We start from the raw sequence: 15,526 nt of genomic DNA on the forward strand, positions 1-15,526 counted from the left end.
CTTTTGGAGTGTACCGCCGGTATGATCGCCGCGTTGCCGAGCACTGCTCGCCCGTCGGGCGAGCTCGACGAGAGGCGGGAGCCCGGATGGCGCGGGGTTGGAGCGGGGCGTTGATGTCGATGTCGGGGGCCGGCGAGTGGGAGCTCGAGGTCCGCTCGATCACCGACGTGACGCCGCACTACCGACGGATCGCGTTCCACGCGCCGGGCTTCTACGACGGCGCGATCGAGATCGAGTTCTCGGCCGCGTCGTGGATCCGCCTCTGGGTCCCCGACGAGTCCGACCCCGGCCGCGAGCATCAGCGCGGCTACACCGTCGTCGAGAGCGACCCCGAGCAGGACGAACTGACGCTGGAGTTCGTCCTCCACCAGCCGGCCGGCCCGGCCTGCACGTGGGCGCGCAACGCGACCGTCGGCGCGCGCGTGATCGCGACGCGCTTCGGGATCCAGCAGTTCACCCCGCCCGACCCGCCGGCCGCCGGCTACCTGCTGGTCGGCGACCCCGCCGGCATCCCCGGCATCAACGGGATCCTCGAGGTCCTGCCGCCGGACGTGCCGGTCGACGTCTACCTGGAGCACGTCTACCCCGACGACCGCGAGATCCCGATCGTCGCCCATCCCCGGCGCCGCCTGACCTGGGTGCCGCGGACGGGCGAGGCGGGAGCGCTCGCCGACGCGCTGACCGAGCGCGACTACGACGGCTGGTTCGGCTGGGTCACCTGCGAGCGCGACGCGGTCCGCGCCGTCCGCGAGCGTCTGAAGGAGTGGGGCTTCCCCCGCGGGGCGGTCAAGTCGCAGGCCTACTGGACGCTGGGCAAGGGCGCCGTCAAGGAGGGCGACGTCGCCCCGGAGCTGCCGCCGCCGGCCGCGGCGCCGATCACGATCGAGCCGGAGCCCGTCGTCGCGGCGATCGGCGACGGCGAGCCGGCCCCCGCGTCGATGGACGTCGACAAGCGGGCCGCGGGCTGGGCGGGCACGGCCGGCCGGCGGCTGCTGGAGCCGATCCGGCCGCTGCTGGTGGCCGCCGCGGTCGTGCAGGCGATCGTCTCGCTGCTGCAGATCGCGCCCTACGTCGTGCTGGCCGAGGTCTGCAGCCGGATCCTCGCGGGCGACACCGACGACCTCGGCGGACTGGCCTGGACGGCCGTCGCGCTGATGGGCGCCGGCAGCCTGCTGGCGATCGCGCTGGTCGCCGCGATGCACGTGCTGGACGCGGAGCTCGGCCACCGGATCCGACGGCGGCTCGTGACGCACCTCGGCCGCCTGCCGCTGGGCTGGTTCGACGATCGCAGCTCCGGGATCGTGCGCAAGGCCGTCCAGGACGACGCCGCGCAGCTGCACTACCTCGTGACCCACGCGGTCCTCGACGCGGTCGCCGCGGTCGTCGCGCCGATCGCGGTGCTCCTCTACCTGTTCGTCGTGCACCCGGGTCTGGCCGCGGTGCTGCTGCTGCCGCTGCTGGCCCTCTACGTGCTGATGCTGCGCGTGCTGGCGATGGCCGGCGACGGCCGTCCGGTGTTCGAGCGCTACCGGGAGCGGGTCAGCGCCGAGTCCGTCGCCCTGACCGACGGCGCGGCCGTGATGCGGATCTACGACTTCGGCCCTGCGAGCCGGTTCCGGCGGCTGCTCGCCGACCGGATGCGGTTCTTCGACCAGTGGCAGGGACCGCTGACCGAGCCGAAGGCGCGCCAGGACCTGGTGGTCCGCCCGACGACGTCGATGCTCCTGATCGCCGGCGTCGGCGGCGCGTTCGTGATCGCCGGCTGGATGCAGCCGCACGAGCTGGTGGTCTTCCTCTTCGTCGGCGTCACGTTCGGCGCCCAGCTGCTGGCGGTCTCCTACGGCCTGATGGCGGTCTACGAGAGCCAGAAGGCGGCCGGCCGGATCGGCCTGCTGCTCGAGGAGGACGAGCTGCCGGTCGCCGAGCCGGAGGCCGCGAGCGCGCCGCCGCCGGCACCGGCGCCCGCGGACGGCCCGCCCGGCCGCGTGCGGTTCGAGGGCGTGACCTTCGGCTACCGCGCCGACCGGCCGATCGTGCGCGACCTCGACCTGGCGCTGGAGCCCGGGACGCTGACCGCGATCGTCGGCGCCAGCGGCGCCGGCAAGTCGACGCTGGCCTCGCTGCTGGCCCGGTTCTACGACGTCGACGCGGGGCGGATCACGATCGACGGCGACGACCTGCGCGCGCTGCCGCCCGCCGAGCTGCACCGCCGGGTCGGCTTCGTGCTGCAGGGCAACTCGGCGGTCCGCGCGAGCCTGCGCGACAACATCGCCCTCGGCCGGCCCGACGCCGCGCCGGACGAGGTCGAGCGCGCCGCCCGCGCCGCCCAGATCCACGAGCGGATCGCCCGCGACCCGCGCGGCTACGACGCGGTCCTCGGCGAGGACACCTGGCTCTCGGGCGGCGAGCTGCAGCGGCTGGCGGTCGCCCGGACGCTGCTGGCCGACCCGCCGGTGCTCGTGCTCGACGAGGCGACCGCGTTCGCCGACCCCGAGTCCGAGCACCTCGTCCAGCAGGCGATCAACGCCCTCGCCGCCGACCGCACGGTGCTGGCGATCGCCCACCGGCTGCCGACGATCGTGCACGCCGATCGGATCGTCGTGCTCGAGGACGGCGGGATCCTGGAGCAGGGGACGCATGCCGAGCTGCTGGCCGCGAGGGGCCGCTACCACGAGCTCTGGGCCGCCTGGTCGGCGAGCCACGCGCCCGCGGTCGCGACCGCCCGGGACGGAGCGGCGGCATGATCGGCACGCTGCTGCGCTTCGTCGACGACCGCGCGCTGCTGCGGCGGTTCCGCCTGCTGATGGCGGCCAGCGCCGCCGTCCGCGCCGCGACGGTGCTGACGCTGTTCCCGCTGCTGCGGGAGTTGCTCTCCGACGAGCCCTCCGGCGCCTGGCCGTGGATCGGCCTGCTGGCGGTGCTCGTGCTCGCGAGCTGGGTGGTCGACGTCCGCTATGCGCGGGCGAGCTTCGCGATCGGCTTCATGCTGCTGCGGTCGGTCGAGCAGCGCGTCCTGCACCGCTTCGAGCGGCTGGCGATCCCGGACGTCACGCCGGCGATCGCGTCCGCCACCCAGCGGGCGCTGACCGCCGCCGGGCAGGAGCTCTGCAGCGGGTTCGCCTACGTGATCGCGCCGCTGCTGGCCACGCTCGTCGCGACGGTGCTGATCGGCATCGGGCTGGCGGTCGTGTCGCCGTGGCTCGGGCTGGTCGCGCTGGTCAGCCTCGTCGCCCTGAGCCTGGCGATGGCGGTCTCCGGGACGTTGATCCGGCGGGCCGAGGGCGCCTACGACGCCGCCTCGAGCGATGTCGGCGAGCGGATCGTCGAGTTCGCGCAGGCCCAGCGGGCGCTGCGCGCGAGCGGTCGCCCCGTCGACGAGGACTCGGCGCTCGGCCGGGCGCTCGGCCGGCAGCGGCGTGCGACCCGGCGGCTGCTCGGGATGGCGCTGCCCGGCACCCTGCTCTTCGCGCTGGCCGGCCAGGCCGCGCTGGCCGGCCTGGCGGTCGTCGCCATCGCGCTCTCGCGCGACGGATCGCTGAGCGGCCCCGAGGTCGTGGCGCTGGTCGTCGTCTCGGTCCGCTTCCTGGAGCCGTTCTTCACCGCGGCGGGCCTGAGCGCGACGCTCGAGGTCACGCGCGGGTCGCTGCAGCGGGTCGAGCAGCTGCTGGCGACGTCGCCGCTTCCCGAGCCCGCCGGAGAGGAAGCGCCCGCCGCGGTGCCCGGCGCGCCGACGCTGGAGCTGCGCGCGGTCGACTTCGCCTATCCGAGCGGCCCGCCGGTCCTGCGCGGGATCGACCTCGTCGCGCAGCGCGGGCGGACGGTGGCCGTCGTCGGGCCGTCCGGGTCGGGCAAGAGCACGCTGCTGTCGCTCGCCGCGCGGCTCGTCGACCCGCAAGCCGGCGAGGTGCTGCTCGACGGGGCACCGGCGCGGGCCTATCCGCTCGAGGCGCTGAGCGCGCGCGTCGGCGCGGTGCTGCAGGACGTCTACCTGCTGGACGCGCCGCTGCTGGAGAACATCCGCCTGGCCCGGCCCGAGGCGAGCGACGACGAGGTGCGGGCGGCCGGCGCCGCGGCGCAGCTCGAGGAGGTCGTCGAGCGGCTGCCCGACGGCTGGCGCACGCGGGTCGGCGAGGGCGGGGCGCTGCTCTCGGGCGGCGAGCGCCAGCGGGTGAGCATCGCCCGCGCCCTGCTCAAGCGCGCGCCGCTGCTGCTGCTCGACGAGGCGACCTCGGCCGTCGACGCCCTGACCGAGCGGGCGCTCGTGGACGCGCTGCAGGCGGACGCGGCCGAGCGTGCGACGGTCGTGGTGGCCCACCGGCTGGGCACGATCGCCGACGCCGACGAGATCCTGTTCGTCGACGGCGGCACCGTCGTCGAGCGGGGAACCCACGCCGAGCTGCTGGCCGCCGACGGTCGGTTCGCCGCCTACTGGCGCCAGCGCGAGTCGGCCGCGAGCTGGACGCTGAGCGGCGACGGTCCGGCGCGCGTCGGCGCGTCCGCCCGTTGCTGAGGTCGACGTGGGCGAAGTCCAGTCTGCCAGCCCCTGAGTCGGCGCAGATCCAGCCGTCGTCGGTGGGCACGTCGGCGCCGGCGGCCCCGCCGACGGCTGCCGCTCGGTACCTGTCGGTTCACACAGTTCGCGTTGCCGTCGCGGCGCCCATGCGCCAGATTGCTGATCGACGTCTGGATGCACGCGGGGAGGCCGAGCCACGCCGATGTCGCTCCACGGCGACGGGAGTGGCGAGAGCGGGCGCGCGTCCTCGCAGACGAACCACCACCTCGACCCGACGGAGACCAAGACGTGCTCGAGACCGGGCTCCAGGACAAGATCTGCCTCGTCACCGGCGCGGCAAGCGGCATCGGTCGTGCCTGTGCGGAGATTCTCGAAGGCGAAGGGGCGACGCTCGTCCTCACCGACCGCGACTCCGCGGGCGTCGAGGCCGTCTGCCCCGGCGCGACGACCGCGCTTCGCCGGGCGGGGGACCTGAGCGACCCGGCGTTCGTCACGTCGCTCGCCGCGGATCTGGAGCACCGGTTCGGGAGGCTGGACGTCGCGGTCCACATGGCCGGGGTCTACACCACGACGTCCTGGGACGAGGTGGGCGACGACGAGTGGCGGTCCGTCCTCGACGTGAACCTGCACGGCAGCTTCCTCGTCGCCCAGGCGGCGATGCGCCTGATGGGCCGGGAAGGGGGACGGATCGTCCTCTGCGGCTCGTACGCGGCCCGGACCGGCGGGCTCCGGGCGAGCGCCGCGTACGCCGCGGCGAAGTCCGGGGTCATCGGCCTGACGCGGCATCTGGCGCTGCACGGCGGCCCCCTGGGGATCCGCGTCAACGCGATCCACCCGGGGATGATCGAGACGCCGATGCTCTCCGTCCTCGACGACGAGGCGCGCGAGGACGGCCGGAGCCGCTCGCCGATGGGCCGGCTGGCGACGGCGGAGGAGGCGGCGCGGATGGCCGTCGTCCTGGTGTCCGACCTCGCCAGCTGGGTGCAGGGCGTGCAGCTCGACGTCAACGGCGGAATGCACATGGCGTGACCGGTTCGCGCGGTGACGCCGCGCGGCCGGGCGCCGACGAGCGAGAGGAGACGTCATGAGCGAGGAGCGACAGGTGGTCGCGGTCACCGGCGCGACCAGCGGCATCGGCAGGGCGCTCGCGACGCACCTGGCCCAGGAGGGATGGGTCGTCGAGCTCGCGCGGCTGGAGGACTACGGCGACGGCGAGCTCGAGTCGATCCTCGTGACGAACGGCGAGCCCGGCGAGATCGCTCAGGCGGTCGCGTTCCTGCTCGGTCCGACGTCGTCGTACGCGACGGGCACGGCGCTCTCCGTCGACGGGGGCGTGATGACGGGTGTCTGACGCAGGCGGGACCCCGCGGCCGCCCGCGGCGGCCGCGCCCTCGTCTCGCCGGATCGTGGAGCTCCGCGCGTTCGGGGAGCCCGAGGTCATGTCGTGGGCGACGGGCGAGCTGCCGGACCCGGACCCGGACGAGGTGGTCGTCGACGTCGCCGCGATCGGCGTGAACTTCGGCGACACGATGGTGCGACGCGGCGAGTACCGCCGCGACCAGCCACTGAGCTTCGTCCCCGGCTTCGAGGTCGCCGGACGCGTCCGCGCGGGGCCGGCGGACGGCCCGCCGGTCGGGACCCCCGTCGTCGCGTTCCTCGAGGACGGCGGCGGCTACGCCGACACCGTCGTGGTGCCGGCGAGCCACGTCTTCCCCGTCGTCGACGGGATCCCGCTCGAGGTCGCCGCGGGGCTCTTCACCCAGGGCGTGACGGCCTGGTACGCGGCCACGCGCTACGGCCCGGTCGGGCCGGAGGGCGCCGTGCTCGTCCACGGCAGCGCCGGTGGTCTCGGCGCGCTCTGCGTCCAGCTCTACCGCGAGCGCGGTGCGCGGGTCATCGCGACGGCGTCGACCGCGGCGAAGCTCGACGTCGCCCGGCGGCATGGAGCGGCGGCGACCACGCTGGCCGACCCCGCGACGCTCACGAACGAGGTCCGGCGACTCACCGACGGCCGCGGCGTCGACGTCGTCGTCGACGGCGTCGGCGGGGCGCTGTTCGCCCCGAGCATGCGCGCGCTGGCGATGAACGGCCGCTACGTGGTCGTCGGGTCCGCCAGCCAGGAGCCCGCGAACGTCGACGTCCGCGGGCTGATGCCCCGCGGCCAGAGCATCGTCGGATTCGTCGTGGCGCGCGTCGCCGAGCTGGACCCGCGCGAGCCGGCGGCGGCCTTCGCCGCCGTCCAGGCGGCGTGGCTCGAGGGGCGGATCGCGCCGGAGATCCGCATGCTCCCGGCGGCCGACGTCGTCGCCGCCCATCGCGCGCTGGAGGCCCGGACGACCACGGGCAAGCTCGTGCTCGTGCTGTGAGCCCCGGCGGCACGTCGTTCGCGACCGGTGTCCGCTCGGACGTGCCGCCGGCCGTCGCCGCCGCGCGCCGACGAGCTCTCCGCCCCGACCGACCTGGCGGTTCCAACAGCAGCGCTTGGCACCACGTGCTCGGCGGGCGAGAGTACGCGCACCGTGGCTCGGCGGCTCCGCCCGTTCCGCCACGACGTCGAAGGCGACGCCGGGCGCGTCAGACGTCACCCGACTCGAGAGAGAGAACCGCATGAGCACCGTTGCACCGGAAACCTCGAGGGACCAGGGCCTCACGACCCTGATCGGCGTCGACGTCGGCGGCACGCACACCGACATCGCGGTATCGACCCCGACCGGCCTGGTCCGGGGCAAGGCCCTGACGTCGCACGACGAGTACAGCCGGGGGATCCTCGAGGCGATCGCGGTCGCCGGGGAACGGCTCGACCTGAGCCTCGCCGAGACGCTCGGCCAGACCGAGCAGATCGTGCTGTCGACGACGGTCGTCACCAACGCGCTGACGGAGCTCCGCGGCGCGAAGGTCGGCGTGCTCATCACCCAGGGCTTCAAGGACACCTTCCGACTCGCCGGCGGCGCCCGGCAGCCGGTGATGGACGACCAGGCGCACCGCAACCCGCCGGACCTCGTGCCGCGCTCCTGCATCGTCGAGATCCCGGAGCGCGTCCTCTCCGACGGGACCGCGGCCGTGGCGCTCGACGAGGACGCCGTCCGGATGGCGGTGCGGCAACTTCGTGACGAGGGCGTCGACGCGATCGCCGTCTGCTTCCTCTGGTCCTTCAAGGTCCCCGGCCACGAGCAGCGCGCGCGGGAGATCATCGAGGACGAGTGGCCCGAGGTCTTCACCTCGCTCTCCAGCGAGGTCTATCCCGTCATCCGCGAGCACGAGCGCTTCTTCAGCGCCGTCTTCAACTGCTTCTGCCAGCCCGCGGCGAGCATCCTGCTCGACACGCTCCGCGATCGCCTGGACAGCGAGGGCTTCGCCGGCGAGCTGACGATGTTCTCGGGCGCCGGCGGCGTCATCCCGGTGGAGACCGCGCGTCGCCTGCCCGTCCTGCTGCTGGCATCCGGGCCGGCCGGTGGTGTCGCGGGCGCGATCCACCTGGCCGAGAGGATGGGCCACGAGAACATCATCGTGACCGACATGGGCGGCACGAGCTACGACCTGTCGCTGGTCGAGGACCGCCGCGCCGCCATCACCCCGCGGATCTCGGTCGCCGGCCTCGACACCGGCATCAGCATCGTCGACGTCCTGTCCGTCGGGGCCGGCGGCGGCTCGATCGTCTGGATCGACGAGCGCGGCGTCCCGCAGGTCGGACCGCACAGCGCCGGGTCGATGCCCGGACCGGCGTGCTACGGCCGCGGCGGCGAGCGGCCGACCGTGACGGACGCGGCCGTCGTCGCCGGCCTGATCGATCCGGCCGGGTACCTGAACGGCCGCATGAGCCTCGACCGCGAGGCGGCGGTGCGGGTGGTCGGCGCGTTCGGCGCGAAGCTCGGCTGGACGCCGAACCAGGCCGCCAACGCCATCCTCGACCTCACGGTGACGAACATGGCCAACGCGACGCGCTCGGTCAGCGTCGAGCGTGGGTACGACCCGCGCGAGTTCGCGATGTTCGCCTACGGCGGGACGCTGCCGCTCTTCGCCCCCCGGATCTGCGACGCGCTCGACATCACGCGGGTCGTGCTGCCGGCCAACAGCTCCGTGTTCTGCGCCTTCGGGCTGCTGACCGCCGACTTCGTCCGGCGCTACTCGACCTCGGTCGACGTCACGCTCGGCGCGGACGTCGACCCCACGGCCATCAACGAGATCCGCCGGGGCCTCGTCGAGCAGGCCCGGACCGAGCTCGCGCAGGTCGGTCTCGACCCCGATCGCGCCGAGCTGGAGTGGGAAGCCGGCGTCCGCTTCGCCGGACAGGTGTGGGAGATCACGGTCCCGCTCGCCGACGAGGACCTGACGACCGCGTCGATGACGGCGATGGCCGCCGGGTTCCCGGCGACGTACGAGCGCTCCTACGGCGAGGGCACGGCGTGGGAAGGCTCCGAGGTCCTGCTCGCGAACCTGACCCTCCGCACCCGCGTCCCGCGACGCAACCCCACGCTCGCGACCCCGCCGCCGGGCGACCCGGACGTCGAGGCGGCGCTGAAGGGGCGTCGCCGGGCACTGCTCCCCGGCGCCGACGAGCAGACCGAGATCCCGGTCTACGACGGCAACCGCTTCGCCGAGGGGCTGACGGTCAGCGGGCCGGCGATCGTCGACGAGCACGACACGACGCTCTTCATCCCGCCGTCGTGGTCGTGCACCCGCGACCACATGTCGAACTACAACCTGAAGAAGGAGGGCTGATGTCCACCGACACCGCGCCGGCGACGGGCACCGTCGCCCCCGCCACCCCGGACTACGACGTCCTCGGGGTCGAGGTTCACCGGAAGGCGATGGACGAGATCGCCCGCGAGATCGGCATCACGCTCGTCCGGACCTCGGGCTCGCCGGTGGTCACCGAGGCCAAGGACCTCAGCTGCGCGATCCTCGACGAATCCAGCGAGCTCGTCGGCTTCTCGGGCTTCGTCGGATTCCACGTCTCGACCTCCGCGCTGGGCGTCGAGGCCGTGCTGCGCAACTACGACCTGGCGGACATCCGCCCGGGGGACGCGTTCATCGCGAACGACCCGCACTCGTCCGGGGCGATCCACCAGGGCGACGTCGGCGTGATCATGCCCTACTTCCACGACGACGAGCTGATCGGCTGGGGGTACGTCAACGCGCACCTGCTGGACGTCGGCGGCTCCTCGGTCTCGGGGTTCGCCCCCGAGGCGCGCGAGAGCTTCGCCGAGGCGCTCGCGTTCCCGGCCGTCCGCTTCGTACGCGACGGCAAGCTCAGCCATGACTGGGCGCTGTTCATCGCCAACAGCGTCCGGGTCCCGGTCCCGGTCCTCAACGACCTGCGCTCCATGATCGCGGCGCTGAACGCCGGCAAGCGGCGGCTGGATGCGGTGATCGCGTCTCACGGGCTGCAGACGCACCGGGAGTACTGCCGCATCAACAAGGCCCTCTCCGAGCAGCTGATCCGCTCGCGCATCGCCGAGCTGCCCGACGGCGAGTACGTGTCGAAGGAGTGGATCGAGTACGACGGCCACGGCACCGCCGACCTCTACGAGCTCGGCGTCGCGATGACCGTCCGCGGCGACGAGATCGACCTGCGCTTCCACGGCGTCGACCAGGTGCCGGCCTACGTCAACGGGGCCCGGCCGTCGGTCCTCGGCAACGCGATGAACGCCCTGCAGACGGTGTTCATCCCCGACGTGCCGGTGAACGCCGCGCTCTGGCGGGCGATCCACTTCGACCTCGGCCCGGCCGGCTCGATCGTCAACTCGGTCCCGCCGGCCCCGGTCTCGCAGTCGCACATGGAGTGCGGGATGCGGATCACGCGCCTGATGTCCGACGTGCTCGCCCAGGCGATGGCCCTGTCCCCGTCCGACCGCCTGCGCAGCCGGGTGGCCGGGCAGCCCAACAACGGCATCGCCACGTGCACGCTGACGGGCGCGGACCGGCGCACCGGGCAGCCGATCGTCATCTTCCCGATCGCGCCGACCGTCGGTCTCGGTGGCCCCGCGCAGTCCGTGTCCGACGGCGTGGACACGTACTCCGGGCAGTTCAACATCGGCACCCGGATGGCGGCCGTCGAGGTCGACGAGGCAGCCGGCCCGATGGTGACCCTCTGGCGCCGGATCGAGGCATCCAACGGCGGCGCGGGCCAGATGCGCGGTGGGCAGGGCATGACCAGCGCGCTCGCCATGCGCGGGATCGACTCGATGACGGGCACGGCCTTCAACAGCTGCGCCGAGGTCCCCCCGCGGGGCTCCGGCGGCGGGCAGCCGGGGGCCGGATCCGACTACCACGTGGTGCGCGGCAGCGAGGTCAACGACCTGCTCGATCGCGGTGCCATGCCGACGGTCGAGACGCTCGGCGGGAGCACGCAGCGGATGCCGTCGAAGACCGGGACGCTGACGTTGCGTGAGGGCGACGTCTTCGTGGTCGCCAGCGGCGGCGGGGGCGGCCTGGGCGATCCGCTGCTCCGCGACCCCGCCGCCGTGGCCAAGGACGTCGCCGACGGCTACACCGACGAGGCGGCGGCGCGGGAGGTCTACGGCGTCGTCCTGGACGGCGCCGGCGCGGACGAGGCGGCCACCGACGCGCAGCGCCTGAGGATCCGGACCGCGCGGATCGGGGCCGTCCCGCCGCGCGAGATCCGCGACGCCGCCCGGCGCGAGATCGGCGTCGCGGTGCGAGTCGTGGCCGGCCGCTGGACGTGCGGGTGCTGCGGCGAGGACCTCGGCGACGTGGACGACAACTACCGCGCGGCGTGCGTGGCGACGAGCGGCAGCGCCGCGTCGACGCTGGGGGCCCGCGGGACGCGCCTGCGGTCGCGCACGGTGGGGCCGGACGTCCTGCTCACCGAGTACTTCTGCCGGGGGTGCGGCCTGAGCGTCCGCGCGGACGTCGGGGTCGAGGGCGACGAGGTCGTCCCCGCGCCGCGCCTGACCGCCGAGGGGCGCCGGCTCGCGGATCGCGCCGCGACCTGACCGAGACCCGCCCGCGACATCGGCGTGCTCCGGCACCGCGGCCCTCGAGGGCCGCGGTGCTTCGGCGCGCGTTCGGGCGCCGTTCGCGCTGTCGGTTTCGGGAGTTTCGCCGACCACCGCTCGTCCGGTCTGATGACTCCAGTCCTGAGGCGTCGGTCCAACCGGCCTGACGCGCACCAGGGTCCAAGCGTCAGAGGAGAGAACACGATGAGCAATCGAGGATGGCGAGCACTCGCACTGGTGCTCTGCTCGAGCGCCGCCTTCGGGGTCACCGCGTGCGGCTCGAGCGACAGCGGCTCGGGCGGAGGGGCAACGACGTCGGGCGGCGCGGGCTCCGCCGTTCCCGCGGCGGCCGCCGCGGCCGCCGAGAAGGCGACCACCCCGGCCACCAAGATCGCGGTCGTCCAGGCCGGCCTGAAGCCGTTCAGCCCCAAGCCGGGCGCCAAGATCGTGAACATCTCGTGCGACGTCTCGATCACGGGCTGCAACGCGATCTCCAACGGCGTCAAGGCCGGGGTCCAGGCCCTCGGCTACGAGTACACCCGGTGCGACGCCGGCAAGACGCCCGACCGGGCGACCAGTTGCTTCACGAACGCCGTCAACGCGAAGCCGGACGCCATCATCGTCAACGCCGTCGGCACCAGCGTGGCGGCCGACGGCTACGCGGCGGCGAAGAAGGCGGGGATCCCGGTCGTCGGCCTGTTCACCGGGGACGGGCCGGGGGCCGGGGGCGCGGCCGTCCAGGTCGGAGCCGGCGGCTGCGTCGAGCAGGGCAAGCTGATGGCCGACTCGATCGCCGTCCAGTCCAAGGGCAAGGCGGACATCCTCTTCGCGACCGAGAGCTCGATCGGGTGCAGCGTCGCGCGCACCGAGGGCTTCAAGGCCGAGCTGCCCAAGGCCTGCCCCGAGTGCAAGGTCAAGGAGCTGAAGTTCAACTCGGCGACCATGCAGCAGTCGCTGCCGCAGCAGCTGCAGGCCGAGCTGAACCAGAACCCCGACCTCACGTGGATCGTGGGCGTCTTCGACAGCGCGGCGGCGATCGCCAACACGCAGGTCGCGCAGGCCGGCAAGCAGGACCAGATCAGCGTCGGCGGGATGGACGCGGACCCCGCGAACATCGAGGTGATGCTCAAGAAGGGCATCCAGAAGCTCGACGTCGCGTTCGCGTTCGGCGAGACGCCGTGGGCCGCGGCCGACGCCGCCGCGCGCATCTACTCCGGCGAGGACGTCCCCGACAGCGTCCCGGCGAACATCTTCGTCGTCAACCAGGACAACACCGACAAGCTGCCGCCGACCAAGGTCTGGGACGGGCCGACGGACTACCAGGACCAGTTCAAGGCGCTCTGGAGCAAGTGACCGTCGGTCGGCGGGGAGCGGTCCGCCGACCGCGCCCCGCCGACCGGTCGACGAGGAGCAACTGACATGACACCGACGACCGCGCTCCGCCCCGGCCTGCAGGCCACGGGCATCAGCAAGTCGTTCAACGGCAACCGGGTGCTCCAGGACCTCGAGCTCGAGATCCCGGCGGGCACCGTCCACGCGCTGCTCGGACACAACGGCTCGGGCAAGTCCACCTTCATCAAGATCCTGGCCGGCTACCACGAGCCGGACGCCGGCAGCGGGAGCATCACCGTGGCCGACCACGAGCTCGTCTTCGGCGACCCGGAGTCGACTCGCGCGGCGGGCGTGACGTTCGTGCACCAGACCCTCGGGGTGATCCCGTCGCTCTCGGTGCTCGAGAACCTCCGCCTCGGGCAGCCCTGGAGGACGAACGCCGTCGGGAAGATCGGCTGGCGCGCCGAGCGCGGCATGGCCCGGGAGCGCCTGGCCGAGTTCGGACTCGACGTCTCCCCGGACGCGCTGATCGGCAACCTCAACACCGTCGAGCAGACCGAGGTGGCGATCGTCCGCGCGCTGAGCGCCGGGGACGACACCCGCGTGCTCGTGCTCGACGAGCCGACCGCGGCCCTGACCGATCACGAGGTCGGGAAGCTGTTTCGCCTGATCGAGCGCGTCAAGCAGCGCGGCGTGTCGATCATCTACGTCAGCCACCGGCTCGAGGAGATCCCGCAGATCGCCGACGCGCTCACCGTGCTGCGCGACGGCCGGACGGTCGGGCGCGGGCCGGTGGCCGAGTTCCCGTGGGGGCGCTTGGTCGACCTGATCGCCGGGGAGCACCACGACGACGCCGGCGGGGACGCGGCCGCGCCGCGGGCCCCGGCCGCCGCTCGGGACGCCGCTCCGATCCTGCGACTCGACGGGCTCCGCGGCGGCGACCTGCGGGACGGCACCCTCGACGGTCGGCCGGGCGAGATCGTCGGGGCGGTGGGGCTGCTGGGAAGCGGCGTCATCGACCTCGCCCGCGTCCTCACCGGCCGGCTGCCGGTCGAGGGCGGAAGCGCCGAGCTCGACGGCCGGCCCGCCGACCTCTCCGACTTCGCGGGGCTCGCGCGCCGGGGCCTCGCCGCGGTCGTCGGACAGCGCGCCGATCGGGTGGCGATGAGCCTGAGCGTCCAGGAGAACGTGTCACTGGGCGTGCTCGGTCGCTTCTTCTCCCACGGGGTCCTCAGCCGCCGGGCGGTGACGGCGTTCGCGACGGCGGTGATCGCCGATCACGAGGTGCGCTGCGCCGGGCCCGACGTCGTGATGTCGAGCCTCAGCGGCGGCAACCAGCAGAAGGCCGCGATCGCCAAGGTCCTCGCCACCGGACCCCGGGTGCTCGTGCTCGAGGAGCCGTGCCACGGCGTCGACGAGCGTGGCCGCCGCGAGATCCGGGAGCTGCTGCGTCGCGCCGCGGACGGCGGCGCGCTGGTGCTGGTCGTCGACTCGGACCTGGACGAGGTCGTGGGGCTCTGCACGAAGGTCGTCGTCTTCCGGGACGGGACCGCGGTGGAGACCTTCGCGGGGGAGGGTATGAACAGGCAGGCGGTACTGAACGCCTGCTACGGAACGGACGAACAGGAGCAGGGCCGATGAGCACCACGACCGTCGACGTCGGGAGCCTCCCGGCCGACGAGCCCCCCGCGAAGGACCGCAACGCCGGCCGCCCCGGGGTCGGGCAACGGTACGCCGGGGTCTTCGTCCTGATCGCGATCCTGGCGCTGTTCACCGCGCTGGAGCCGGCGAAGTTCATGAGCTACGACAACGTCGTCGGCGTCCTGGGCAACAGCGCGATCCTCGGCATCCTGGCCGTGGGGCTGCTCGCCCCGCTCGCCGCCGGGGTCTTCGACATCTCGATCGGCGGCACGATGACCCTCGCGGTCGTCGCCGTCGCGTACCTCTTCCAGAGCACCGGCGGGAGCTTCCCGGTGCCGCTCGCGATCCTCGTCGTGTTCGTCGGCGCCGTCGGCGTCGGCCTCGTCAACTCGTGGCTCGTCGTCAACCGGGGCGTCGAGCCGTTCATCGCGACGATCGGGACCGGCTCCGTGATGGTCGGCATGTCGCAGCTGCTCGCCAACGGCACCACGATCACGAACGACATCCCGTCGACCTTCACCGACTTCGGGCGCTGGAGCGTCGGCCGGATCCCCGTCGGCGTGTTCATCCTGCTCGGGCTCTGCCTCGTGGCCTGGTACGTCCTGCAGTACACGCCCTTCGGGCGGCACCTCTACGCCACCGGGGCATCGCGCGAGGCCACCCGCCTGACAGGCATCCGCACCACCCGGGTCCTGAAGGTCGCCTTCGTCGTCTCGGCGCTCGCGGCGGCGATCGCCGGCGTGACCTTCGCGGCCCGGCTGGGCTCCGGGCCCCCGGACATCGGCCAGGGCTTCCTGATCGGCGCCTACTCGGTCGCCTTCCTGGGCTCGACGATCATCCAGCCGGGCCGGTTCAACGTCGGCGGCCTGATCGTCGCCCTGCTGATCATCTCGTTCGGGGTCAACGGGCTCCAGATCTCGGGCCTGCCGTTCTGGGTCGTCGAGACCTTCCAGGGGATGGCGCTGCTGGTCGCCGTGCTCCTCGGACGCCGGAAGGCGAGCCAGACCCCCTGACGGGGCCCGGAGCCCGGCGGCCGCCGCCGCGATGCGACTGTCGGTTCCGGGCGTCGCCACGCGGCGGC

Annotated in this window: 10 protein-coding genes; all 10 read left to right on the top strand. The window is 73.5% G+C overall.

What is annotated here, in order from left to right; genetic code table 11:
- Positions 1–113: 113 nt before the first annotated feature.
- The 10 genes from PAI11_RS00580 to PAI11_RS00625 all read left to right on the top strand — a co-directional run bounded on the left by PAI11_RS00580 (position 114) and on the right by PAI11_RS00625 (position 15,458).
- On the top strand, positions 114–2,744 hold the full coding sequence (locus tag PAI11_RS00580; RefSeq protein ID WP_007569749.1) for an ABC transporter ATP-binding protein/permease: 2,631 nt from the start codon (positions 114–116) through the stop codon (positions 2,742–2,744).
- Positions 2,741–4,510 (top strand): ABC transporter ATP-binding protein, encoded by a 1,770-nt coding sequence (locus PAI11_RS00585; RefSeq protein WP_007569750.1) that lies wholly within the window; start codon positions 2,741–2,743, stop codon positions 4,508–4,510. Before PAI11_RS00580 ends, PAI11_RS00585 begins: the two co-directional genes overlap by 4 nt.
- Positions 4,511–4,801: 291 nt before the next feature.
- Entirely contained in the window at positions 4,802–5,542 is a 741-nt protein-coding gene (locus tag PAI11_RS00590) for an SDR family NAD(P)-dependent oxidoreductase (RefSeq protein WP_040597449.1), read from the top strand.
- A gap of 55 nt (positions 5,543–5,597) precedes the next feature.
- Complete coding sequence (locus PAI11_RS00595; protein ID WP_007569753.1) at positions 5,598–5,864, top strand: SDR family oxidoreductase; 267 nt, start codon at positions 5,598–5,600, stop codon at positions 5,862–5,864.
- Between the two features lie 55 nt (positions 5,865–5,919).
- A complete protein-coding gene (locus PAI11_RS00600; RefSeq protein ID WP_007569755.1) occupies positions 5,920–6,879 on the top strand; it encodes a quinone oxidoreductase family protein in 960 nt (319 codons plus the stop codon).
- A 241-nt stretch (positions 6,880–7,120) separates the two neighbouring features.
- Positions 7,121–9,232 (top strand): hydantoinase/oxoprolinase family protein, encoded by a 2,112-nt coding sequence (locus tag PAI11_RS00605; RefSeq protein ID WP_007569757.1) that lies wholly within the window; start codon positions 7,121–7,123, stop codon positions 9,230–9,232.
- Positions 9,232–11,469 (top strand): hydantoinase B/oxoprolinase family protein, encoded by a 2,238-nt coding sequence (locus tag PAI11_RS00610; protein WP_007569759.1) that lies wholly within the window; start codon positions 9,232–9,234, stop codon positions 11,467–11,469. The genes PAI11_RS00605 and PAI11_RS00610 overlap by 1 nt, the downstream gene beginning before the upstream one ends.
- 207 nt (positions 11,470–11,676) lie before the next feature.
- Positions 11,677–12,825 (top strand): sugar ABC transporter substrate-binding protein, encoded by a 1,149-nt coding sequence (locus tag PAI11_RS00615; RefSeq protein WP_138974025.1) that lies wholly within the window; start codon positions 11,677–11,679, stop codon positions 12,823–12,825.
- A 66-nt stretch (positions 12,826–12,891) separates the two neighbouring features.
- Positions 12,892–14,445: a sugar ABC transporter ATP-binding protein gene (locus PAI11_RS00620; protein ID WP_007569763.1), complete on the top strand. Its 1,554-nt coding sequence runs from the start codon at positions 12,892–12,894 to the stop codon at positions 14,443–14,445.
- Positions 14,442–15,458: an ABC transporter permease gene (locus PAI11_RS00625; RefSeq protein WP_007569771.1), complete on the top strand. Its 1,017-nt coding sequence runs from the start codon at positions 14,442–14,444 to the stop codon at positions 15,456–15,458. Before PAI11_RS00620 ends, PAI11_RS00625 begins: the two co-directional genes overlap by 4 nt.
- Positions 15,459–15,526: the final 68 nt, after the last annotated feature.

It is taken from the genome of Patulibacter medicamentivorans, assembly GCF_000240225.1.
Taxonomy (GTDB): domain Bacteria; phylum Actinomycetota; class Thermoleophilia; order Solirubrobacterales; family Solirubrobacteraceae; genus Patulibacter; species Patulibacter medicamentivorans.